Raw genomic sequence first — 20,847 nt, forward strand, 5'->3', positions numbered from 1 at the left:
GGAGTGAAACAGCCCGCCCTCCCTAACACCCGCGTCAGAAACTGGCGCATTTGTAAGTTGATGGGGACAGCCCATTCGCTTCTCCTGATCCTCCTCGTGCAGCGGCACTAGCGCTGCACTGCAAGGAGGATCTTCCGATGAAGAACAGGCTTCTCACAGGACTCGCCGCAGCGATAGTTGCTGCGACGCTGGCGGCTGCGGCGCCCGCTCTCGCGCGCAGTGGTTTTGGCGGTGGCGGTCATGGCGGCTTCGGCGGCGGGCATTTCGGTGGTGGCGGCATGCACGTCGGCGGAATGGGCGGCGGCATGAGAGTGGGTGGCATGGGTGGGGGCATGCGAGCGGGCGGCATGGGCGGCGCTCATTTCGGTGGCGCCCGCTTCGCCGGTTCCCCGATGGCCGCTCGCGCGGCGATCGGGCCGCGCTTTGCCGGTGCGCCGTTCGCGACCCGCGCCGCGATCGGGCCGCGCTTTGCCGGTGCGCCGTTCGCGACCCGCGCCGCCTTCGGCCCGCGGTTTGCCGGCACGGCATTCCACGGCAGGCCCTTCATTGGCCGGCATGCCTTCTTCTCCCGGCATCATCGCTTCCACCGCTTCGCCTTCTTCGGCGCGCCTGTCATCTATGCCAGTTACTATGACGGCTGCTGGCGCAGGAGCTGGACGCCCTACGGATGGCAATGGGTCAATGTGTGCGGGTACGATTGGTACTAGCATCGCCGGACCGCACCATTGTCGCGATCGCCACCGGCAGTTCCGCTCAGCCCCGGAACGGGATAGTCTGGTGGCGATCGTCGCGCGGAGTCTTGCATGACCGGAGGTCACCGCCGCATCCTGGTCGTCGAGGACGATCCGGAAACCGCAGGCCAGCTCGTCGAGGAATTGACGACCTCGGGCTATGACGTCGATCTTGCCGCGACGGGCCGCGAAGCGCTCAGCCATGGCTCAGCGCGCGACTATGCCGTGATCACCATCGACCGCATGCTGCCCGATATCGACGGCATCAGCGTGATGCGGCAGCTGCGCGATGACGGCGTCGCCTCACCCTTTCTGATCATCTCCGCACTCGGCGAAGTCGACGACCGCGTGCGCGGCCTGCGCGCCGGCGGCGACGATTATCTCGTCAAGCCGTTTTCCTTCACCGAATTGCTGGCGCGGCTGGAGGCGCTCGGCCGCCGCAGCGAGACCATCGCCAAGGAAACGCTGCTGCGCGTCGGCGATCTCGCCATCGACCTGATCGCGCGTAGCGCGAGCCGCCGCGGCCGCAAGATTCCGCTGCTGCCACGCGAGTTCCAGCTGCTCGAATATCTCGTCCGCAACGAGGGCCGCGTCGTCTCCCGCGCGATGCTGCTGCAGCATGTCTGGGACCTGCATTTCGATCCCTCCACCAACATCATCGACGTCTATGTCGGCCGGGTCCGCCGCAAGGTCGACGACGCCCAGGCTTATCCGCTGATCCATACCATCCGCGGCATCGGGTATTGCCTCCGTGCTCCTGGCTAAGACCCTCCGCTCCTCGACCTTCCGCCTGGCGCTGATCGCGATCGCGGCGTTCGGGCTGATCGTGGCGGCGATCATGGCCTATGTCTATTTCGGCACGCTCGCCTATGTGGAGCGCCGGCTCGGCACGGTCGGCGATCATGACGGTTTCACCGGCATGATCGAGCTCGCGATGGCCGCCGTCGCCGCGCTGCTGCTGGTGCTCGCCGGGCTCGCAGCCGTGCTGGTGACGCGACGGACGGTCGGACGGATCGAACAGATCAACGCCACCAGCCGCGCCATCATGCTCTCCGGTCTCGACCAGCGTATCCCCCTGCGCGGCAGCAATGACGAGTGGGATCGCGTCGCCGAAAACCTCAACCAGATGCTCGACCGCATCGAGACGCTGATGGGCGAGGTCAAGCAGGTCAGCGACAATGTCGCGCACGATCTGCGCACGCCCTTGACGCGCATGCGCGGCCGGCTCGAGAAGGCCTATCACGCCCCGCGCAACAGCGAGGCGGATGCCGCGCTGATCGGCGACACCATCGCCGATCTCGATGCCGTACTCGGAATGTTCGCCTCGATCACGCGGATTTCCGAGATCGAGACCCGCGCCCGCACCGGGGCCTTCCGCACGCTTGATCTCGCCGAGATCGCCGGCGAGGTCGTCGAGCTCTATGATGCCGCCGCCGAGCAGGTTGCCACGCGCCTCAACCTCGGTGGCGACCGCGAGGTCGCGATCACCGGCGACCGCGACCTGCTGTTCGACGCCATCGCCAATCTCGTCGACAACGCGATCAAGCACGGTCGCAAGGGTGGGCAGGTGACCGTGAGCTGCCGCAGAGCCGATCGCGGTGCGGTGATCACGATTGCCGACGACGGTCCTGGCATTCCCGCCGAGCAGCGCGATCATGTCTTCAAGCGCTTCTACCGGCTCGAGCAGAGCCGCTACACGCCGGGCAATGGTCTCGGCCTCAGCCTCGTCGCCGCGGTCGCGCGCCTTCATGGCGCAGAGATTGCGCTGCAAGACAATGCGCCGGGCTTGAAGGTCGAGCTCAGCTTCCCGGCGACATCAGCGCCATGAGGCCGGTGGTGATGTCAAAGCTCGATCACGCCGCGCCGTGCCGCATGCGCGACCGCATCGGTGCGTCCGGTGGCATCCAGCTTGTCGAGCAACGAGCCGACATGGAATTTCACGGTGTGTACGGAGATGCCGAGCTGCCGCGCGATCATCTTGTTGGAGGCGCCCTCGGCCATCAGCGCCAGCACGTCAAGCTCGCGCTGCGTCAGCGCAATGTCTTCGGGCATGATGCGCGGATCGCGGGCGACAACCGTCGCTGCGGCCGCTTCGCCGGGCGCGGCGAGGCGTAGCCCTGTGACGTTGCCCAGCAGCTTCGCTAGGCGATCGGCGAGAACGGGATCGTCGATCTCCAGCGACAGCACGATCTCGGGCGCGTTATCCTCGCTCACGTCTCCGGCCTCTCGCCAACCGTGACCTTGAAGCTGATCGGCTCGCCGCCGCGGCGGGCAGCGACATCGACCACCGCGCCGACGCTCGAAGGTCCGAGTATCCGCGACAGCGCGCGCACGCCGGAGAGCTTCTGGTCGTTGACTGCCACGATCACGTCGCCCTGGCGGATGCCAGCCGCGGCCGAGGGGCCGGTCTTGTCGACATTCATCACCATCGCCCCGACGCCATCTTCGAGTCGCACCGGCTGCAGCCCGAGACCGAGATATCCCCGCGCGATGCGGCCGCGCGCCTCGAGCTGCGGCGCGACGCGCTCGATCGTCGCCGCTGGAATCACCAGCACGCGCCGCGGGCCGAGCACGGCCATGCCGAAGGCTTCGCCCGATGCATCGAGCGCGAGGCCGCCCTGTTGGCTGTCGCGCAGGCGGATGTCGAGCTCGATCCGCGCATCGATGTCGCCGCCGCGCAAGGAGCGCCAGCTCTTTCCGGACGCCGACACCATCCCGAGCGCCGCACTCGGTGTCTCGCGGTTGGTGGCGACCACGATCGACAATGCACCGAGCGGCGGGACCGTGGTGGCGAGTTTGACCGGCGCGATCGCGGCCTCGGTGCGCAGCAGCGCGATGTCGGTCGTATGGTCGCGGCCAGCAATGGTGGCTGCGACCCGGCTGCCGTCAGCGAGGCCGATCTCGACCTCGCCCTCGTCGGCCAGCGCCTCGTCGGCGGTGATGATCAGGCCGCTCTTCCAGACGAAGCCGGTTGCGCGGGAGCGATGCGAATGCACGGAGACGACCGAGGGTGCGGTGCGCGCCACCACGTCCGCGAGCGCGGATGATAGTGAGGACAGGGGATTAGGCTCAGTCATGGCAGGCTCCTATAAGTTTCCCTCAATCTGGGATGCCGCGCGCGATTGCGAAACTGGCCGGGTGGCCAGGACCAGAACAGGGGACAGGACAGACCTCCGTAGGACCACGGCCGACGAACATGTGATTGGGAACGCTTCACGGGAACGTGTAGCAATCCCGAAATCGCGCCCTATGGCCTCAAGGATTTCAGCGAGCCCTGACTGATGACCATCGATCTCACCCGCCGCACCCTGCTTCAACTGGCCGGCGCCACCTCGCTTGCGATGGCGGCCGCAGCTGCGGCGCGTGCCGAGGGCACCCCGCAGGGCGGCGGCCCGACCTTTGCCAGCCGCACACCGATGCGGGTCGGCATGGTGACGCTCCGGGTCAAGAATCTCGATAAGGTTGCGGATTACTACCGCGACGTGATCGGGCTCACGGTGATGGAGCGCTCGGCGAGCGCAGCAAGGCTCGGCACGGCCGGCATCACGCTGCTTGTGCTGGAAGCCCGCCCCGATGCAGCGATCGAGCCGCGCACCGCCGCCGGCCTCTATCACACCGCCTTCCTGATGCCGACCCGGAAGGATCTGGCGCGCTGGCTGGTAGCAGTCGCCGCGCACCGTGTGCCGCTGTCGGGCTTCGCCGATCACCTCGTCTCTGAATCCGTTTATCTCGACGACCCCGAAGGCAACGGCATCGAGGTCTATGCCGACCGCGATCCCTCGCAATGGCAATGGAGCGAGGGCAGCGTGAAGATGGCGACCGACGAGCTCAACATCCCTGACCTGTTGTCGCTGACCAACACGCGCGTCCCTGATTACGCCAAGGCGCCGGACGGACTACGTGTCGGCCACATGCATCTACGCGTCGGCGATCTCGCGCAGGCCGAGAGCTTCTATCACGGCACGGTCGGTCTTGACCCGACCCGCAAGCGCAACGGCGCGGCGTTCCTGTCATCGGGCCGCTACCACCATCACCTCGGCATGAATGTCTGGCAGAGCCAGGGTGCCGGTCAGCGCGACGATTCCACGACCGGCCTTGCCTGGTTCTCGCTGGTGACGGAGAAGCAGGGCATTCTCGCAGCCCAGGAGGAGCGTCTGCGCAAGGGCGGTGTGAACGTCACGGCGTTAAGCAACGGCGTGGAGGCGATCGATCCCTGGGGCACGCGGGTACGCTTGCTCAAGGTTTGATCGCCGGGGCGGGCATTGCTAATACCCGTGGAGTGCCAGCAGCATTCCGGAAGGCCCCGACATGCCCGAATTCCACGGTGTCTTTCCCTATCTCGTCTCACCCGTCGATGCCGACGGCACGGTCCGGACCAACGTGCTCGCAAGGCTCTGCGATGATCTGATCGGCGCGGGCGTCCACGGGCTGACGCCGCTGGGCTCGACCGGCGAATTCGCCTATCTCAATGCAGCGCAACGCACCTCCGTCGTACGGACCACGATCGAGGCGGCGAGGGGCCGCGTGCCGGTCGTGGCCGGCGTCGCCTCCACTTCGACGGCGGATGCGGTGGCGCAGGCGAGAGCCTATCAGGCACTCGGCGCCGGCGGCATCCTGGCGATCCTGGAGGCTTATTTCCCACTCTCGGATGTCCAGGTGGAGTCCTACTTCCGCGCCATCGCCGATGCCGTGGACATTCCCGTCGTCATCTACACCAATCCGCAATTCCAGCGCTCCGATCTCACCCTCGACGTCATTGCGCGCCTCGCCGAACATCCGCGCATCGGCTACATCAAGGACGCCTCGGCCAATACCGGTCGGCTGCTCTCGATCATGAACCGCTGCGGGGACTCCTTGCGCGTGTTCTCGGCCTCCGCCCATATCCCCGCGGCGGTCATGCTGATCGGCGGCCGCGGCTGGATGGCGGGCCCGGCCTGCATCATCCCGCGCCAGAGCGTCGCGCTCTACGATCTCTGCAAGGCCGGCCGCTGGGACGAGGCGATGGTGCTCCAGCGCAGGCTGTGGCGCATCAACGAAGCCTTCGCCCGCTTCAACCTCGCCGCCTGCATCAAGGCCGGCCTTTCGATCCAGGGCTACGATATCGGCGACCCCGTCCCGCCGCAGGCCGCGCTGACAGTCGAGCAGCGCAGGATCGTCGAAGCCGCACTGAGGAAGTTGGCATAGCCGATTGTCACGCGGCAATATGTCATCGGACACCCTGCCAAAAGCCAAGCCGTTCCCTATCTGCCTGACCGGGAAACTTCCAGCCGCCTGGGACGTTGCTGCGTGAGCGAGGTCCGTCAGCTTATCTATGTGCATTCCGAGCATCGTCTTCAGCACACACCGTGGTGATCACCCATGAACCGTCGCTACGGAATTGCCGCGGCAGTTTTGGCCGCTCTGCTCGTCGTGGTCACTGCTGCGAAGATCCAGCATGTGCCGTGGACCACGCCCGCCGCGAGAGCCATCGAGCAGCGCGGGCCGCTGTCCGAGGCCGAAAAGGCCACCATCGACATCTTCGAGCGCGTGTCTCCCTCGGTCGTCCAGGTGGCGGCGAAATCGGCGGCCAATCCTCTCATGGGTGAGGAAGGCCAGGGCGCCGCTTCCGGCACGGGATTCGTTTGGGACCGCGAGGGTCACCTCGTGACCAACAATCATGTCGTGGCCAATGGCGGGGAGATCGCCGTGCGGTTTGCGTCGGGAGAGGTGGCCCAGGTGGACCTCGTCGGCACGGCTCCCAATTACGATCTTGCGGTGCTGCGAATCCGCAGTGTACGCGAACTCCCTCCGCCGGTGGCGCTCGGCAGTTCGGGTGACCTGAAGGTCGGGCAATCCGCCTTTGCGATCGGCAATCCCTTTGGGCTGGATCAATCGATGACCAGCGGCATCATCAGCGCGCTCAAGCGCCGGCTTCCGACCCATGGCGGCCGCGAGATTGCCAATGTCATCCAGACGGATGCCGCGATCAATCCAGGCAATTCGGGCGGGCCGCTGCTGGACTCCGCCGGCCGGCTGATCGGTGTCACGACGGCGATCATATCACCGTCGGGTTCGAACGCCGGCATCGGCTTCGCGGTGCCGGTCGATGTCGTGAACCGGATCGTGCCCGAGCTCATCCGCAACGGCCGGGTGCCGACACCTGGTATCGGCATCGTGGCCGCCAGCGAGGATGTGTCGACGCGGCTTGGCGTCGAAGGGGTGATCGTGGTCCGGACCGCCCCCGGCAGTCCTGCCGAGCGGGCAGGAATTCGCGGTGTCAACTTTTCCACTGGAGCGGTCGGAGACATCATCACCGCGGCCGAAGGCAAGCCGGTGCGGCGCCTCTCCGATCTGACCGATGCGCTTGAGCAGGCCGGGGCTGGAAAGACCGTTCGGCTCTCGGTCAAGCGCGGCTCGGACACCCGTGATGTGAATGTAAGCATCATCGATATCGACAGGTCCTAGCCGGCCAATCCGCGCCAGCAAGGGCTCTGGCGCGCATTGCAGATGTGCCGGGGCTCGGTTGTCTCGACCGTAAAATCCGTTAAAACCGCCGCCGTCGTTTTCCGGATTTCGAGGACATAACGGAATGAACATTCTTCCCGGCAATTTGCGTTTCGGAGCGGGGCAACCCGTCAAGCGTTTGGAAGACCTCAGGCTGCTGACCGGGAAGGGGCAATTCATCGACGACAAGCCGCAAGACGGCGCGCTGTGGTTGCACGTGCTGCGCTCGCCGCACGCCCACGCGAAGATCGTCTCGATCGACACCAGCGCCGCGGCCGCGATGCCCGGCGTTGCCGCGATCTACACCGGCGCGGACCTCGTCAAGGACGACATCGGCAGCATCCCAACGCTGAATATCTTCAAGCGTCCCGACGGCAAGCCGATGACGGTGCCGCCGCGCCGGCTGCTCGCCCACGAGGTCGTGCGCTATACAGGCGAAGCCGTGGCCGCAGTGGTGGCTTCATCGCGCGTGGAGGCGCAGAGCGCCGCCGAGGCGATCATGGTCGAATACGATGTGCAGCCTGCGGTGGTCGATCCGGTCGAGGCGGTGAAGCCCGGCGCGCCCGTGGTGTGGCCGGAGGCGCCCGACAACATTGTCGGCGCCATGAGCTATGGCGATGCCGCCAAGGTCGACGAGGCCTTCGCCAAGGCGGCGCACACCGTCGAGCTCGACATAGTCAGCCAGCGCCTGGTGCCTTCCGCGATGGAGCCGCGCTCGACCATCGCCGAGATCGACAAGAAGTCCGGCCGTCTCCTGCTCCATGTGCAGTCGCAGACGCCGGCCTCGACCCGCGACGTTCTTGCAGAAGCCGTACTCAAGCGTCCGAAGGATAGCGTGCGCGTGCTGGTCGGCGATATCGGCGGCGGCTTCGGCCAGAAGACCAACCTCTATCCCGAGGACGGCATCGTCGCCTATGCCGCGACCAAGCTGAACAGGAAGATCCGCTGGCGCGGCGACCGCACCGACGAGTTCGTCGGCGGCACCCACGGCCGTGATCTCACCTCGACGGCCTCTTTCGCGCTCGACGAGAAGGGCAAGGTGCTTGCCTATCGCGTCAAGTCGATCGGTTGCACCGGCGCCTATTCTTCAGGCGCGGCCAACATCATCCCGCTGGTGCTCGGGCCCTTCGTGCAGACCGGCGTCTACGATCTGCCGCTGGTTCATTTCGAAGTGAAGACGGTGATGACCCACACCGCGCCGGTCGGTGCATATCGCGGCGCGGGGCGGCCCGAAGCAGTCTTCATCGTCGAGCGCCTGTTCGATGCCGCCGCGCGAAAGATCGGCATCGATCCGCGCGCGATCCGCAAAGCCAATTACATCAAGCCGGCACAGCTGCCCTACACCAACGCCGCGGGCCAGATTTACGATTCCGGCGCCTTCGCTCACATGCTCGACCGCGCCGCCAAGCTGGCCGACTGGGATGGCTTTGCCGCGCGCAAGAAGGCGGCGAAGAAGAAGGGCCTGCTCTACGGCCGCGGACTCACCTCCTACATCGAGTGGACCGGCGGCCGCGCCCATACCGAGAAGGTCACGCTGCAGGCGACCTCTCAAGGCCGCGTCGTGCTGCATTCCGGCACCATGGCGATGGGGCAGGGGCTGCAGACCACCTACACCCAGATGATCTCCGATACGCTCGGTATCCCCATGGACAAGATCGACGTCGTGCAGGGCGACACCGATCTTGCGATGGGCTTTGGCAGCGTCGGCTCGCGCTCGCTGTTCGTCGGCGGCACTGCGGTTGCGGTCTCCTCAAACGATTTGATCCAGAAGGCGCGCGAGAAGGCGGCGAACGTGCTGGAGACTTCGGTCGAGGACATCGAATATCAGGGCGGCATGCTCACCGTAGTCGGCACCGACCGCCGCATCAGCCTGTTCGATCTCGCCGAGAAGGAGAGCGGCGCCAAGCTCAGCGTCGATTCCGAAGGCGAGGTGGATGGTCCGAGCTGGCCGAACGGCACGCATATCTGCGAGGTCGAGATCGACCCAGAGACCGGCGTTTCCAAGGTCGTGCGCTACACCACGGTCGACGACGTCGGCGTCGCCGTGAACCCGATGCTGGTCACCGGCCAGATCCATGGCGGCGTCGCGCAAGGTATCGGCCAGGCGCTGTATGAAGGCGTGTCCTACGACGCCGACGGCCAGCTCCTCACCGCGAGCTACCAGGATTACTGCATCCCACGCGCCGACGACGTGCCGCCGATCGTGGTGACGCTGGATGATTCCGCGCCCTGCCGCACCAATCCGCTCGGCGCAAAAGGCTGCGGCGAATCCGGCGCCATCGGTGGCCCTCCTTGCGTCACCAACGGCGTGATGGACGCGCTCGAAGAGCTCGGCATCACCCAGCTGAACACGCCCCTGACGCCGCAGAAGATCTGGCAGGCGATCCGGGACGCGAAGGCGGCGGGTTAACCCCTCGAGGGTACCGTCATTGCGAGCGCAGCGAAGCAATCCAGACTACCCCCGCGGAAGGACTCTGGATTGCTTCGTCGCAAGGGCTCCTCGCAATGACGGAGGAGACAGCCGTAGCCTTCAAATTCCCAGCATCATCTTCGCGATGATGTCGCGCTGGATCTCCGAGGTGCCGCCGAAGATCGTGTAGGCGCGGCCGTTGAGATATTCCGGCATTACCGTCAGCATTTCCTCGGGTGTCGCCGGCTCGTGGTTGAGCTTGTAGAGCGGGCGCATCGGCTCGACTGCGAGCGCATCGTGGCCGATCACGTCGGCGCCCAGCCTGGTCACCGCCTGCCGGATCTCGCTGTTGCGCAGCTTCAAGATCGACGACACCGCGCCCGGATTTTGCCCGGTCTGGAGCGCCGAGAGCACGCGCAGCTCAGTCATCTCCAGCGCGTCGATGTCCACCTCCACCTCGGAGATTCGCGTCGCGATGTCGGGACTGTCGATTGCGCGCCCCGTGAGGTCGGACTCGGCGAGATCCGCGATCGCCTTCAGGCCCTCGCGCAGCTTGGCGGAGGCGATGCCGGAGCCGCGCTCGAACTCGAGCAGATATTTGCCGTAGGTCCAGCCCTTGCCTTCCTCGCCGACGCGATTGGCGACGGGCACGCGGACGTCGTCGAAGAACACCTGGTTGACCTCGTGGTCGCCGCCGATGGTGAGGATGGGGCGCGTCGTGATGCCCGGCGTTTTCATGTCGATCAGGATGAAGCTGATGCCGTCCTGCTGCCGCGGCCCGTCGCTGGTGCGCACCAGCGCGAACATGCGGTTGGCGTGATGAGCATGCGTAGTCCAGATCTTGGTGCCGTTGATGATGTAGTCGTCGCCGTCGCGCACCGCGCGCGTCTTCAGCGAGGAGAGATCGGAGCCGGAGCCCGGCTCGGAATAGCCCTGGCACCAATAGTCCTCGCCGGAGAGAATCCGCGGCAGATAGAGATTTTTCTGCTCCGGCGAGCCGAAGCCGATGATGACGGGCCCGACCATCTTCACGCCCATCACGTTGACGTTAGGCACGCCGGCCCGCGCGCATTCGGTCTCGAAGATCCAGCGCTGCGCCGGCGTCCAGTCGGGACCGCCATATTCGACCGGCCAGCCCGGCGCGCCCCAGCCCTGCCTGTGCAGCGCGCGCTGCCAGGCCATGCCGATGTCGGGATCGGAGAATACCGACGGCGTCAGGGCGGTCGCGCGCTTCATCTCCTCGGTGAGATTCTCTGCAATGAAGCCGCGCACCTCGTCCTGGAAGGCACGCTCCTCGGCATTGAACGAGAGGTCCATGATGCGCTCCTTGTGTCTCAGGCCGAGACGGTCCTGCGGCTCAGCTGGGCGTGGCGGCTATAGTGATGCGCACTACCGCCGAACAGCGTGTCGAAGGCGACCAGCCGCTTGAAATAGGCGCCGACCTCGAGCTCCTCGGTGACGCCCATGCCGCCGTGAAGCTGGATCGACTGCTCGCCGACGAAGCGCGCGCATTTGCCGATCTTGGCTTTCGCGCCCGACGCAGCCCGGGCACGCTCGATCGGCGCAGCATCCACCTTCAACGCGGCCCGCAGCGCCATCGAGCGGGCCTCGTCGACCTGCATGGCCATGTCGGCGAGGCGGTGGCGGATCACCTGGTTGGCGGAGAGCGGCCGGCCGAATTGTTTTCGGATCTTGGTGTATTCCAGCGTGGTGTCGAGCAGCGTCTGCATGATGCCGACGGCTTCCGCACCCAGCGCGGCCATGGCGCGATCGACCACCCATTCGATCGCCGGCAGCGCATCGCTGCCGTCGCCGAGCAGGGCGTCTTCCGGCAGATGCGCGTCGCACAGCTCGATGTTGCAGGCACGCCCGCCGCCAAGACGCGGATAGTCGCTGATGACGAGGCCCGGCGTCGTCGCCTGCACGAGGAACAGGCCGATCCGCCCCGACGGCCCCCGATGATCGTGGATATGCGCGGAGACGATGATCTCGTCGGCGGCATGTCCGTCGAGCACGGCGATCTTGCTGCCGGCGAGGCGCCAGCCTTGCGCCGTCTTGTCGGCACTGGTCGTGACCTTGGCAAGATCGAACCGGGCCGCGCGCTCGGAATGCGCAAAGGCGAGCTTCAGTGATCCGTCCGCCACTTTGGGCAGGCTCGCCTGCTTTTGCTCGGTGGTACCGCATTTGGCGATCAGCGCGGCCCCGAGCACCACGGTTGCGACATAGGGCTCGGACACCAGCCCGCGGCCAAAGGCTTCCATCAAAATACCGATCTCGACCGCGCCGCCGCCGAGCCCGCCGAACTCCTCAGGCAGCGGCAACGCCAGCCAGCCGAGCTCGGCGAACTGCTTCCAAACGGCAGGGCTGAAGCCGAGCGGATCATTCGCGATTCTGCGGCGATGATGGGCGTCGTAACTTTCGGCCACGAACCGCTCCACGCTCTCGCGCAGCAATTTCTGCTCGTCACTGAGATTGAGGTCCATCGCGTCTACTCCGCGGCCGCCGGCGGCTTGCGCACGGAGGGATGCAGGCCGGAGGGATCGATGATCATGCCGAACTCCTGGAGATTATGGGCGTGGCAAAGCTGATGCAGCGCAAAGGCCTGGTCGATCGCGGCGGGCTGGCCCATGACGTCGACCGAGCGGTTGACCGCCTCCTTGGTCAGTTTCAGCGCAAAGGGCGGCTTCGTCGCGATCCGGCGCGCCAGCTCCAGCACGCGCGACGACAGCTCCGCGCGCGGCACGACCTGGTTGACCATGCCGAGCTGATGCGCCTCTTGCGCGCTCCAGCTGTCGGCGGTGAACAGGAACTCCTTGGCCTTGCGCGGGCCAAGCTCCCAGGGATGCACGAACCACTCGACGCCGCAAACGCCCATGGTGACGACGGGATCGCAGAACTGCGCATCGTCGCTGGCGACGATGAGGTCGCAGGCCCAGGCCAGCATCAAGCCGCCGGCGATGCACTTGCCGTGCACCTCGGCAATCGTCGGTTTTGCCAGATTGCGCCAGCGCCGCGTGATCTGGAGATAGATTTCCTGCTCGCGCGCGAAGCGGCCATGGGCGTTGGGTTCGGCGAAACCGCCCCAATGTCCGATCGGCGGGAAATCGACGCCTGCGGTATTCTTGTCTCCGGGGCGCAGGTCATGGCCGGACGAGAAGTGCGGCCCATTGCCGGCGAGGACGATGACCTTGACCGTGTCGTCCTGCACCGCTGCATCGAAGGCGGCGTTGAGCTCGTAGGTCATCTGCAGGTTCTGTGCGTTGCGTGCCTCGGGTCGGTTCATCACGACACGGACGATCTCCGGCTCTGGCCGCTCCACGAGAATGGTCTCGAACGAGGACATCGCGTTCCTCCTGGCGTTTCCGCTTTTGTTTTGCTGGAGTTGACTATGCCGGCCTGCGATAGGCAAGAGGTTTGCGTCAGCCGGCTGCTTTTCTCGGGCGCTCAATCTGATAGTTTGCCCCAGATTCCATCGGGAGAAATTTGATGCGCAAGATCCTGACCGTGCTGGCGGCGCTGGCCTCGCTGAGCCTGACCAATTGCGGCTACAACGCGATCCAGAGCGAGGATGAGCAGATCAAGGCCAACTGGTCCGAGGTCGTGAACCAGTATCAGCGCCGCGCCGATCTCGTGCCCAATCTCGTCAACTCGGTGAAGGGTTTTGCGCAGCAGGAGAAGGACGTGCTGCTCGGCGTCACCAATGCCCGCGCCAAGGTCGGTAGCATCCAGGCAACGCCGGAGGTGCTGAACGATCCGGCCGCGTTCCAGAAATTCCAGGCCGCCCAGGGCGAACTCTCCAGCGCGCTGTCGCGGCTCCTGGTCGTCACCGAGAACTATCCGCAGCTGAAGTCCGATGCCTTGTTCAAAGACCTGATGTCCCAGTTGGAGGGCACCGAGAACCGCATCACGGTGGCGCGCAACCGCTACATCAAGGCGGTGCAGGAGTACAACGTCACCATCCGCTCCTTCCCGACCAACCTCACCGCGATGGCGTTCGGCTACAAGGAGAAGCCGAATTTCTCGGTCGAGAACGAGAAGGCAATCTCGACCGCGCCGAAGGTGGATTTCAATCCGGCGCCGTCGAAGTAAGCGCGTTCAGTCGCGATGCGCGTCCCACCCACCACTGTCATTCCCCGCGAAAGCGGGGAATCCAGTACGCCGCGGCTCCTCCGTAGTCCGCTGGCGTCCCTGGAATACTGGATCGCCCGGTCGAGCCGGGCGATGATAGCGAGGTTGTGGCGGGCTTGCTGGGCCGTCTCCTCGCAGATCGTCCTCGCTGTCGCGCTGGTCCTCACGTTTGCCTTCCCCGCCTCCGCCGACGTCGCGGTTCCCCAGCTCACCGGCCGCGTGGTCGATCAGACAGGCACGCTCTCCAGCGCCGACATCGCCGCGCTGTCGCAAAAGCTGCGCGACTTCGAGAACCGCAAGGGCAGTCAGATCGCCGTCCTGATCGTGCCGACCACGCAGCCGGAGACGATCGAGCAATTCTCGATCCGCGTTGCGGAGGCCTGGAAGATCGGGCGTAAGAAGGTCGACGACGGCGCGATCCTCGTCGTCGCCAAGAACGACCGGCACTTGCGCATTGAGGTCGGCTATGGCCTCGAAGGCGTGCTGACCGACGTGACGTCGCGGCGCATCATCGACGAGGATATCACGCCCAAGTTCAGGAGCGGCGACTTCGCCGCGGGCATCGGTGCAGGCGTCGACCGCATGATGCGGGTGATCGATGGCGAACCGCTGCCGTCACCCTCGCGCAGCGTCAACTTCGCCCACAATTTGGACGACCTCGCACCGGTGTTTGCCGTGGCATTGTTCGCCTCCATCGGCGTCGGCGGGTTCTTCCGCGCGATCCTGGGACGGCTGCTCGGATCATTGGTGACCGGGGGCATCATCGCGGCGGTGACCTGGCTCATCCTCGGCTCCGCTGCGCTCGCCGCGGCCGTCGGAGTGCTCGGCTTCATCATCGGATTTGTCGCCGATCTGTTTTCGGCGATAACGCCGGGCACAGGCCGCTCGCGCGGCGGCTCCTGGTCGAGCGGGTCCTCGTCCGGCGGCTGGAGCAGCGGATCATCAAGTGACAGCGGCAGCTTCAGCGGCGGTGGCGGCAGTTTTGGCGGCGGCGGAGCCTCAGGGAGCTGGTAGCGGTCATGAGCATCAAGCGCATTGCCCGACATCTCGTGCAGCATCATTGGCGGGCGAAGCAGATTTTTCCGCAAGCGGTGCTCGATCGCATCGAGCAGGCGATCAAGCGCGGCGAAGCCACCCATTCCGGCCAGGTCCGCTTCGTCGTCGAAGGCGCACTCGACGGCCGGCCGCTGTTCCGCGACCAGCCGGCGCGCGAGCGCGCGCTCGACGTGTTCTCGCACTTGCGCATCTGGGACACCGCGCACAACAACGGTGTCCTGATCTATCTCCTGCTCGCCGACCGCGATGTCGAGATCATCGCTGATCGCGGTATCGATGCGAAGGTTGGCGCGGCGGGCTGGGAGAGCATCTGCCGCGCGATGGAGGCCGAGTTCAGATCGGGCCGGTTCGAGCGCGGCGTGATCGACGGCATCGAGGCGGTGTCGCGCGAGCTGGCGCGCTATTTCCCGCCGGGTGGCGCGCATCCGAACGAGCTGCCGGACGCACCGGTGGTGATGTGACGGACTGTGATGTGGACGAGGTAGATGCCGCGGAGGGATTCTGGATTGCTTCGCTTCGCTCGCAATGACGTGTGGATGTGCTGTGCATCCAACTCCCTCACCGTCATCCTGAGGTGCTTGCCTCTTCGGGCCTCGAAGGGCGACAGCCCGGCTGGAGCAGCGCGGCCGTTCATGCTTCGAGGCTCCCGGCGCGGTGCTACGCACCGCGTCGCTCGCACCTCAGCATGACGAGTCGAAGGTTGCGTCGTGTTTCACGCATTCCGCCACCGTTCATCTTGCCCCGATTACAAACTGTTTGACGCCCGCCACACCGGTTCCACTTTCCCGGCCCAATTCGGCCCCGGATAACTTCCTAAAATTTCGGTAAGCGGGTCCGCAGGTAAGGATTTCGCAAGCAATGAAAGTTACCAAAAGGTCAATCCAGACTGGAGTATTTGAGCCGTGAGCGAACCAATGCCCGAGCAGGCTGCCCAGGATTCCGGTGCTGTTGACGCCGCAGCGCCGCAGGCCGTCGAGGCTGCCGCCGGTATCGATGCCCCCTCGATCGCCCCCGACCACGAGGCGCCGCCCAAGCCCGATCCGGTCAAGGCGGAAGCCCCAAAGGTGGCGCCGCCGCGGATCGAGGTGCCGAAGTTCGAAGCCAAGATCGACGCCAAGACCGACGCCAAGACTGACACCAACACCGAGGTCAATCCCGAGCCGAAGCTCGGCAAGCTCATCGTCATGCCCCCTGCCGACCGCGCCTGGGAGCGCGATGAGTTCGCCCCGCATGTGAAGGCGGACGAGCCGCGCGAAACCGGCAGCAAGCGTCGCCTCTCGGCCATGGCCGCCGTGGTGGCGATTGCCGCCGGCGTCGGCGCGATCAGTGGCGCGCTCGCGACCGCCGGCATGATGCATTTCGCGTCCCCGGCCCAGGCGCCGGTACAGGTCGCCGACACCAGCGCGCTGAATGCGTCCGTCGCGCGGATCGATGCCGACCTCGTCGCACTCAAGGCCAATGTCGAGCAGAGCTCGAAGATCGGCGTCAGCCAATTCAACCGGGCCAACGACCGCCTCGACAAGCTCGAGAAGGCACAGGCCGAGCCGCTGGCCAGGATCGCTAAGCTGTCCGAGACCGTCGACAAGCTCCGCGCGACACCGCCCGCCGCGCCCGCGCAGGCGGCAGCCGCGCCCGCCAAGGAGACCACCGGCTCGATCGCGCCGACCCAACTCGCGACCGCTGCGGCTGCCCCGGCCCCGGCGCCCGCCGCGCCCAAGACCGAGGTCGGACGTCTGCCGACGATCGAAGGCTGGAGGCTGCGCAACGCCGGCAATGGCGGTGCGCTGATCGAGGGCCGCGACGGCCTCTATGAGGTCTATCCCGGCGATCCCATCCCCGGCGTCGGCCGCGTTGACGCGATCCGCCGCCAGGACGGCCGCTGGGTGGTCGTCACCAGCAGGGGCCTGATCGTCGCACGCTGAGCGTTCGATATCCGACTTTTGAAGAGGCGCTTCACCACCATGTGAGGCGCCTTTTTTGCTTGAATAGGCGTCCCTGCGCGGTGTTACCTGAGGCATGAGCCGCGCGCTGCGAATTCTCGTTGCTGCCGCCGCATTGCTGGGCGGTGTCGTTTCGCTATTCGCAGCGGAGAACACTGCGTTGACGCGCGGCATCGCGATCACTGATCCCGATCTCCTGCGCAAGCTCGACCAGAACAATACGCTGACGATCTCGCGTCTGCTATCGCCGGAGCGGAACGCGGACGTCCCGCTCACGACCGAGTTGATGTTTGTGTCGCTGCCGCAGCTGAAGGAGATTCTGCCGGCGATCGATGCGGAGTTCGAGCGCTACATCGCGCGGTACAAGGCGACATATCCGGGCGAGACCATCGGAGTCGGCGAGGGTTTTGACGCGCAATTGTTCGACCTCGCCAATCTGAAATCGCGCGACACGCGTTTCGTGCTGGCCGGCATCGTCAATCGCATGGATCGCGCCTATGTCTCGGAAGAGTCCTGCGGCGAGATCCGGCTGATCTATCGTCTTACGCGTTTCGACAGCAGGCCGGACGGCGGCAAGACCGCAACGCGCCTGCCGATGACGCTCAATCTGGTAATGAAGGCACGCGATGCGCGCCAGACCGATGTGCACGGCAAGCCGGTCACCTGCGCCGAGGTCGCGCGACGCTGGCTCCAGAACGGCGACTGGCAAGAGCTGATCGGCAGTCGAGACGACGCCATGCTCGACCGCATCGAAACCAACATCCAGGTCTCGGTCGCGCCGAAATCGGCGCTGCACGATTTCCGTTCCGACTATCTGCTCAAGGTATTCAAGTACACCGTTGCCACAAAGACGTTCGAGGAATCGACACTGGAGAACCAGATCGACCGCGACCGGATTCTTGCTGACGACGCGCTGCGGCGCGACCTAAAGGCCTGGCTGCTCGCGCCAGACCATCTTCACGAGTTCGATCGCGGCACCGTGCTGATCCCGGAGAAATTCCTGGCCAAGGCCGCGGTGGTGCCGACCCCCTCCGGCCTCGATGCCTCGGTATTGCAGCCGGAGTTCGGCATGATGCAAGGGGAGGGCAACGGCGATCCAGTTTTCACAGATAACGACGTGGTCGGTGCGCTGAAGCAGGCAGCGGCACGGGGCATCGACATGCAGAACGTCCGCTCGGTCGCCGGCTTCCAGCGCCGCCTCAACGACGTCACCTGCGCCGGCTGCCATCAGACCCGTGGCATCGGCGGATTCCATTTTCCGGGCGTCGACTGGCTTGCGGACAAGCCGTCGAATTCCACCATCGTGCCGGCCTCGCCGCATTTCTTCGGCGACCAGCTCCGCCGCCGCGACATCCTGACCGCGTTCGCCGCGGGCAAACAGCCTGATTTCTCACGCGGATTTGCCAGCCGGCCGCAGACCCGCGGGAGCCACGAACTCGCCGGCACCGAATATCAGGACGGCTGGGGCGCCCATTGTTCCCTGCAGGATGCGGGATCGGGAACGCGGGATGGGAGTTTTACGTCATGGAGCTGTGCTAACGGTCTCACCTGTCAGGCTGCCGCGGCCTCGCGCCGCATCGGCATGTGCTTCATCAAGACGCGTTAGCGCGTGATCCGGAAAAGTGTGTAGCGGTTTTCCGAAAAGATCACGCGCAAGATAGAACCGTAAGCGATTTGGATGACTCATGACGAGTACCAGCGAAGCCAACAAGGAACGCAATCGCGAGATTGCGCGGAATGAAGAAGCCAAGCAGATCACCGGCAGCATCCGCGTCAGCACCTGGGCAGTCGCGGTGGCCGTCATCATCGGCGGCATTCTGTTCACGCTCGGCTGGCTGTCGCTGCGGTAGCTTCTTCGCCTCTCCCCGCGTGCGGGAGAGGCCGACACGCGAAGCGTGGCGGGTGAGGGGGCTCTCCGCGAGTCCAACTCTCACCGCCCTTGTGGAGACTCCCCCTCACCCTGACCCTCTCCCCGCAAGCGGGGAGAGGGGAAAGAAAAAGCCTTCACTTCGCGTAATTCGTCATCCGTTTGCCCGGCAATAGCTCATATGCCGACTTCCAGCCCGGCAGCGCGGCCATGCGGCCGAGCCAGGCATGAATGGCCGGATGGCTCTGCGCGAAATCAAAGCCGTGCTCGTCGCTCGGATAGTGCAGATAGGCCATCATCGAGATATCGGCGACCGTCGGCTTCGCACCGATCGCGAATTCATTGTGCTGGAGGTGCCCGTCGAGGATGCCGAGGAAATCCTCGAGCCGCCGGCGAAAATGCTTCAGCACCTGCGGATCGTTTTTCTCGGTGAAGGCGCGCATGAAGCGGTAGGTCGCCATGTAGCCGGTGAGCTTGTGGTTGTCCCAGAACAGCCAGCGCAGCAACTCGAATTTTTCTTCCTCCGTCTCGGCGTTGAAACGCCCGTACTGATCGGCCAGCTTGAGCAGGAGGGGCGCGGTCTGCGTCATCTTCACGCCGTCGATTTCGAGCACGGGAATCTCGCCCATCTCGTTCACGCGCTTGCGCCACTCCGCCGTGCGCGTGACGCCGCCGGCAAAATCAGTCCACACCGGGTCGAACGCCTCGCCACAAAGCGTCAGCATCAGCGCCAGCTTGTAGCTGTTGCCGGATTCAGGGAAGTAGTGCAGCCGGTAGCTGGGCATGGGAACCTCGCGGCATTGATGTTTTGCCGATTGTTATACCGCGAATGGTCCCATGCCGTCATTGCGAGCGCAGCGAAGCAATCCAGCAATGCATCCGCGGCGGGATTCTGGATTGCTTCGCGGAGCCTGTCATCGGGCCGCGCTTTGCGCGGACCCGTTGGCTCGCAATGACGGCTGCAGCAGCGCGCCTATCCCACCGCCCCCGAACTCCGCAGCTGCTTGATCGCCGCCTCGTCGTATCCCGCGCCACGCAAAATCTCGTCACTGTGCTCGCCGACGGCGGGCGGCTTGCGCGGCTGCACCTTCTTGGCGCCGTCGATCCAGATCGGGCTATTGATCGTCAGCATGGTGTCGTTCTCGAACGGCACCAGCACCTCGTTATCGAGCATCTGCTTGTCGTTCGGGATGTCGTCCAAAATGGCGACGACGCCGAACACGAGGCCATTGCCGTCGAGGATCTTTCGCCATTCGGCGAGATCCCTGGTGGCGAAGGTCTCGTCCAGAATCTTGATCAGCTCGACCGAGCGGGCGTGTCGGTCGGCCTTGGTGACGAAGCGAGGATCGGCGATCAGGTCTTCGCGCCCGAGGCACTTGGCTAGCGTCGGAAACTGCTTCTCCTCGTTCAGCAGCGACAGGATCAGCCAGCGGCCGTCCTTGCATTGATAGTGATTGGCGACCGCATTGAGCGCGCGCTCGCGCGGTCGTCGCTCGCCGAATTTGGAGCCGCAGAGCTTTGCCTGGGCCAGCACGCTTGCCGCCCACACCCCGTTCGCCATCAGGTTGGAGGCGACGTGCGAGCCCTTGCCTGTCTTCTCGCGCTGATAGAGCGCAGTGACGATGGCGCCATAGAACGCCATGGCGCAGGGATGGTCGCCCATGCCGGCGACCGAGCGCGCCGGCGTGGTGTCTGTGTCGGCGCGGACGAGGTCCATCAGGCCGGAGCGCGCCCAATAGGCGTTGCTGTCGAAGCCGGGCTTATTGGCTTCCTCGCCCTTCTCGCCGTAGCCGGTGAAGGAGGCGTAGATCAGCCGATCGTTGAGATGGGCGAGATGGTCGTAGGTGATGCCGAGCTTGGCGCGTACCGGCGGCGGCATGTTGGTGATGAAGACGTCGGCCTCCGCCACCAGCTTGTAGAGCACCGCCTGCGCCTCGGGTTTTGCGAGGTCAAGCGCGATGCTCTTCTTGTTGCGCGCCTCCAAGAGCCAGGCGAAATTGTGCTCGCCTGAGGGATAGCCCGGCAGGTTGGGCAGATTGCGGTAGGGATCCCCAGTGCCGGGCGGCTCGATCTTGATCACGTCTGCGCCGAAATCCGACAGCACGGTCGCGGCCGCGGGCGCTGCGATGAAGCTCGCGCAGTCCAGAACCTTGAGCCCTGCAAAGATGCCTTTTTCCATCGCGGCGCTGCTCCCTCGCTCTTGTTGTTTCCGTCGACTGGAATTTCACAATC

20 protein-coding genes are annotated in these 20,847 nt (G+C 65.3%); 13 read left to right on the forward strand and 7 right to left on the reverse strand.

Features of this window, described 5'->3' with window-relative positions; genetic code table 11:
• Positions 1-137 precede the first annotated feature (137 nt).
• The 3 genes from P6U29_RS07235 (at position 138) to P6U29_RS07245 (ending at position 2,559) form a co-directional block, all read left to right on the forward strand.
• Positions 138-707 carry a hypothetical protein gene (locus tag P6U29_RS07235; RefSeq protein ID WP_407116968.1) on the forward strand — a complete coding sequence of 190 codons (570 nt, stop codon included), beginning with the start codon at positions 138-140 and terminating at the stop codon, positions 705-707.
• A 96-nt stretch (positions 708-803) separates the two neighbouring features.
• A complete protein-coding gene (locus P6U29_RS07240) occupies positions 804-1,496 on the forward strand; it encodes a response regulator transcription factor (protein ID WP_122401117.1) in 693 nt (230 codons plus the stop codon).
• Entirely contained in the window at positions 1,483-2,559 is a 1,077-nt protein-coding gene (locus P6U29_RS07245) for a sensor histidine kinase (RefSeq protein ID WP_407116969.1), read from the forward strand. Before P6U29_RS07240 ends, P6U29_RS07245 begins: the two co-directional genes overlap by 14 nt.
• Positions 2,560-2,573: 14 nt before the next feature.
• Here the strand turns inward: P6U29_RS07245 and P6U29_RS07250 are convergent, their stop codons facing one another.
• Both P6U29_RS07250 and P6U29_RS07255 read right to left on the reverse strand, forming a co-directional pair.
• On the reverse strand, positions 2,574-2,945 hold the full coding sequence (locus P6U29_RS07250) for a response regulator transcription factor (RefSeq protein WP_407116970.1): 372 nt from the start codon (positions 2,943-2,945) through the stop codon (positions 2,574-2,576).
• Positions 2,942-3,808: a S1C family serine protease gene (locus tag P6U29_RS07255; protein ID WP_407116971.1), complete on the reverse strand. Its 867-nt coding sequence runs from the start codon at positions 3,806-3,808 to the stop codon at positions 2,942-2,944. Before P6U29_RS07255 ends, P6U29_RS07250 begins: the two co-directional genes overlap by 4 nt.
• Before the next feature lie 204 nt (positions 3,809-4,012).
• Here P6U29_RS07255 and P6U29_RS07260 point away from each other — a divergent pair, with 204 nt between their 5' ends.
• The 4 genes from P6U29_RS07260 to P6U29_RS07275 all read left to right on the forward strand — a co-directional run bounded on the left by P6U29_RS07260 (position 4,013) and on the right by P6U29_RS07275 (position 9,624).
• Positions 4,013-4,978 (forward strand): VOC family protein, encoded by a 966-nt coding sequence (locus tag P6U29_RS07260; protein WP_407116972.1) that lies wholly within the window; start codon positions 4,013-4,015, stop codon positions 4,976-4,978.
• 61 nt (positions 4,979-5,039) lie between these two features.
• Positions 5,040-5,915 carry a dihydrodipicolinate synthase family protein gene (locus P6U29_RS07265; RefSeq protein WP_407116973.1) on the forward strand — a complete coding sequence of 292 codons (876 nt, stop codon included), beginning with the start codon at positions 5,040-5,042 and terminating at the stop codon, positions 5,913-5,915.
• Between the two features lie 174 nt (positions 5,916-6,089).
• The gene (locus P6U29_RS07270; protein WP_407116974.1) at positions 6,090-7,175 is read left to right on the forward strand and encodes a S1C family serine protease; all 1,086 of its coding nucleotides are present in this window, start codon (positions 6,090-6,092) and stop codon (positions 7,173-7,175) included.
• A gap of 124 nt (positions 7,176-7,299) precedes the next feature.
• Entirely contained in the window at positions 7,300-9,624 is a 2,325-nt protein-coding gene (locus P6U29_RS07275) for a xanthine dehydrogenase family protein molybdopterin-binding subunit (protein WP_407116975.1), read from the forward strand.
• A 120-nt stretch (positions 9,625-9,744) separates the two neighbouring features.
• Here the strand turns inward: P6U29_RS07275 and P6U29_RS07280 are convergent, their stop codons facing one another.
• The 3 genes from P6U29_RS07280 to P6U29_RS07290 are packed head-to-tail and all read right to left on the reverse strand — an operon-like array spanning position 9,745 to position 12,967.
• Entirely contained in the window at positions 9,745-10,941 is a 1,197-nt protein-coding gene (locus P6U29_RS07280; protein ID WP_407116976.1) for an acyl-CoA dehydrogenase family protein, read from the reverse strand.
• A 17-nt stretch (positions 10,942-10,958) separates the two neighbouring features.
• On the reverse strand, positions 10,959-12,107 hold the full coding sequence (locus tag P6U29_RS07285) for an acyl-CoA dehydrogenase family protein (RefSeq protein ID WP_407116977.1): 1,149 nt from the start codon (positions 12,105-12,107) through the stop codon (positions 10,959-10,961).
• A gap of 5 nt (positions 12,108-12,112) precedes the next feature.
• Entirely contained in the window at positions 12,113-12,967 is an 855-nt protein-coding gene (locus P6U29_RS07290; RefSeq protein WP_407116978.1) for an enoyl-CoA hydratase, read from the reverse strand.
• Positions 12,968-13,110: 143 nt separating this feature from the next.
• On the opposite strand from P6U29_RS07290, the gene P6U29_RS07295 reads away from it, so the two are divergent.
• From P6U29_RS07295 to P6U29_RS07320, 6 genes are all read left to right on the forward strand, one after another.
• Positions 13,111-13,713, forward strand: a complete 603-nt coding sequence (locus tag P6U29_RS07295; RefSeq protein ID WP_407116979.1) for a LemA family protein — start codon at positions 13,111-13,113, stop codon at positions 13,711-13,713.
• 132 nt (positions 13,714-13,845) lie between these two features.
• A complete protein-coding gene (locus P6U29_RS07300) occupies positions 13,846-14,766 on the forward strand; it encodes a TPM domain-containing protein (protein ID WP_407116980.1) in 921 nt (306 codons plus the stop codon).
• Positions 14,767-14,771: 5 nt separating this feature from the next.
• Positions 14,772-15,269 carry a TPM domain-containing protein gene (locus tag P6U29_RS07305; protein ID WP_407116981.1) on the forward strand — a complete coding sequence of 166 codons (498 nt, stop codon included), beginning with the start codon at positions 14,772-14,774 and terminating at the stop codon, positions 15,267-15,269.
• A gap of 453 nt (positions 15,270-15,722) precedes the next feature.
• Positions 15,723-16,730 carry a hypothetical protein gene (locus tag P6U29_RS07310; RefSeq protein ID WP_407119260.1) on the forward strand — a complete coding sequence of 336 codons (1,008 nt, stop codon included), beginning with the start codon at positions 15,723-15,725 and terminating at the stop codon, positions 16,728-16,730.
• Positions 16,731-16,824: 94 nt separating this feature from the next.
• The gene (locus P6U29_RS07315; RefSeq protein WP_407116982.1) at positions 16,825-18,354 is read left to right on the forward strand and encodes a hypothetical protein; all 1,530 of its coding nucleotides are present in this window, start codon (positions 16,825-16,827) and stop codon (positions 18,352-18,354) included.
• A gap of 79 nt (positions 18,355-18,433) precedes the next feature.
• A complete protein-coding gene (locus tag P6U29_RS07320; protein ID WP_407116983.1) occupies positions 18,434-18,598 on the forward strand; it encodes a hypothetical protein in 165 nt (54 codons plus the stop codon).
• Positions 18,599-18,752: 154 nt separating this feature from the next.
• On the opposite strand, the gene P6U29_RS07325 is transcribed toward P6U29_RS07320, so the two are convergent.
• Together P6U29_RS07325 and P6U29_RS07330 are read right to left on the reverse strand one after the other, a co-directional pair.
• Positions 18,753-19,400 (reverse strand): glutathione S-transferase family protein, encoded by a 648-nt coding sequence (locus tag P6U29_RS07325; protein ID WP_407116984.1) that lies wholly within the window; start codon positions 19,398-19,400, stop codon positions 18,753-18,755.
• Between the two features lie 188 nt (positions 19,401-19,588).
• The gene (locus P6U29_RS07330; RefSeq protein ID WP_407116985.1) at positions 19,589-20,794 is read right to left on the reverse strand and encodes a CaiB/BaiF CoA transferase family protein; all 1,206 of its coding nucleotides are present in this window, start codon (positions 20,792-20,794) and stop codon (positions 19,589-19,591) included.
• Positions 20,795-20,847: the final 53 nt, after the last annotated feature.

The sequence above is a fragment of the Bradyrhizobium sp. LMG 9283 genome (genome assembly GCF_045571415.1).
Taxonomy (GTDB): domain Bacteria; phylum Pseudomonadota; class Alphaproteobacteria; order Rhizobiales; family Xanthobacteraceae; genus Bradyrhizobium.

What these genes read in the sequence shown, in the direction of transcription:
- P6U29_RS07235 (WP_407116968.1), top strand. Translation starts at nt 138, where the DNA reads ATGAAGAACAGGCTTCTCACAGGACTCGCCGCAGCGATAGTTGCTGCG.
- P6U29_RS07240 (WP_122401117.1), top strand. Translation starts at nt 804, where the DNA reads ATGACCGGAGGTCACCGCCGCATCCTGGTCGTCGAGGACGATCCGGAA.
- P6U29_RS07255 (WP_407116971.1), bottom strand. Translation starts at nt 3,808, where the DNA reads ATGACTGAGCCTAATCCCCTGTCCTCACTATCATCCGCGCTCGCGGAC.
- P6U29_RS07260 (WP_407116972.1), top strand. Translation starts at nt 4,013, where the DNA reads ATGACCATCGATCTCACCCGCCGCACCCTGCTTCAACTGGCCGGCGCC.
- P6U29_RS07265 (WP_407116973.1), top strand. Translation starts at nt 5,040, where the DNA reads ATGCCCGAATTCCACGGTGTCTTTCCCTATCTCGTCTCACCCGTCGAT.
- P6U29_RS07270 (WP_407116974.1), top strand. Translation starts at nt 6,090, where the DNA reads ATGAACCGTCGCTACGGAATTGCCGCGGCAGTTTTGGCCGCTCTGCTC.
- P6U29_RS07275 (WP_407116975.1), top strand. Translation starts at nt 7,300, where the DNA reads ATGAACATTCTTCCCGGCAATTTGCGTTTCGGAGCGGGGCAACCCGTC.
- P6U29_RS07280 (WP_407116976.1), bottom strand. Translation starts at nt 10,941, where the DNA reads ATGGACCTCTCGTTCAATGCCGAGGAGCGTGCCTTCCAGGACGAGGTG.
- P6U29_RS07285 (WP_407116977.1), bottom strand. Translation starts at nt 12,107, where the DNA reads ATGGACCTCAATCTCAGTGACGAGCAGAAATTGCTGCGCGAGAGCGTG.
- P6U29_RS07290 (WP_407116978.1), bottom strand. Translation starts at nt 12,967, where the DNA reads ATGTCCTCGTTCGAGACCATTCTCGTGGAGCGGCCAGAGCCGGAGATC.
- P6U29_RS07295 (WP_407116979.1), top strand. Translation starts at nt 13,111, where the DNA reads ATGCGCAAGATCCTGACCGTGCTGGCGGCGCTGGCCTCGCTGAGCCTG.
- P6U29_RS07300 (WP_407116980.1), top strand. Translation starts at nt 13,846, where the DNA reads ATGATAGCGAGGTTGTGGCGGGCTTGCTGGGCCGTCTCCTCGCAGATC.
- P6U29_RS07305 (WP_407116981.1), top strand. Translation starts at nt 14,772, where the DNA reads ATGAGCATCAAGCGCATTGCCCGACATCTCGTGCAGCATCATTGGCGG.
- P6U29_RS07310 (WP_407119260.1), top strand. Translation starts at nt 15,723, where the DNA reads ATGCCCGAGCAGGCTGCCCAGGATTCCGGTGCTGTTGACGCCGCAGCG.
- P6U29_RS07315 (WP_407116982.1), top strand. Translation starts at nt 16,825, where the DNA reads ATGAGCCGCGCGCTGCGAATTCTCGTTGCTGCCGCCGCATTGCTGGGC.
- P6U29_RS07320 (WP_407116983.1), top strand. Translation starts at nt 18,434, where the DNA reads ATGACGAGTACCAGCGAAGCCAACAAGGAACGCAATCGCGAGATTGCG.
- P6U29_RS07325 (WP_407116984.1), bottom strand. Translation starts at nt 19,400, where the DNA reads ATGCCCAGCTACCGGCTGCACTACTTCCCTGAATCCGGCAACAGCTAC.
- P6U29_RS07330 (WP_407116985.1), bottom strand. Translation starts at nt 20,794, where the DNA reads ATGGAAAAAGGCATCTTTGCAGGGCTCAAGGTTCTGGACTGCGCGAGC.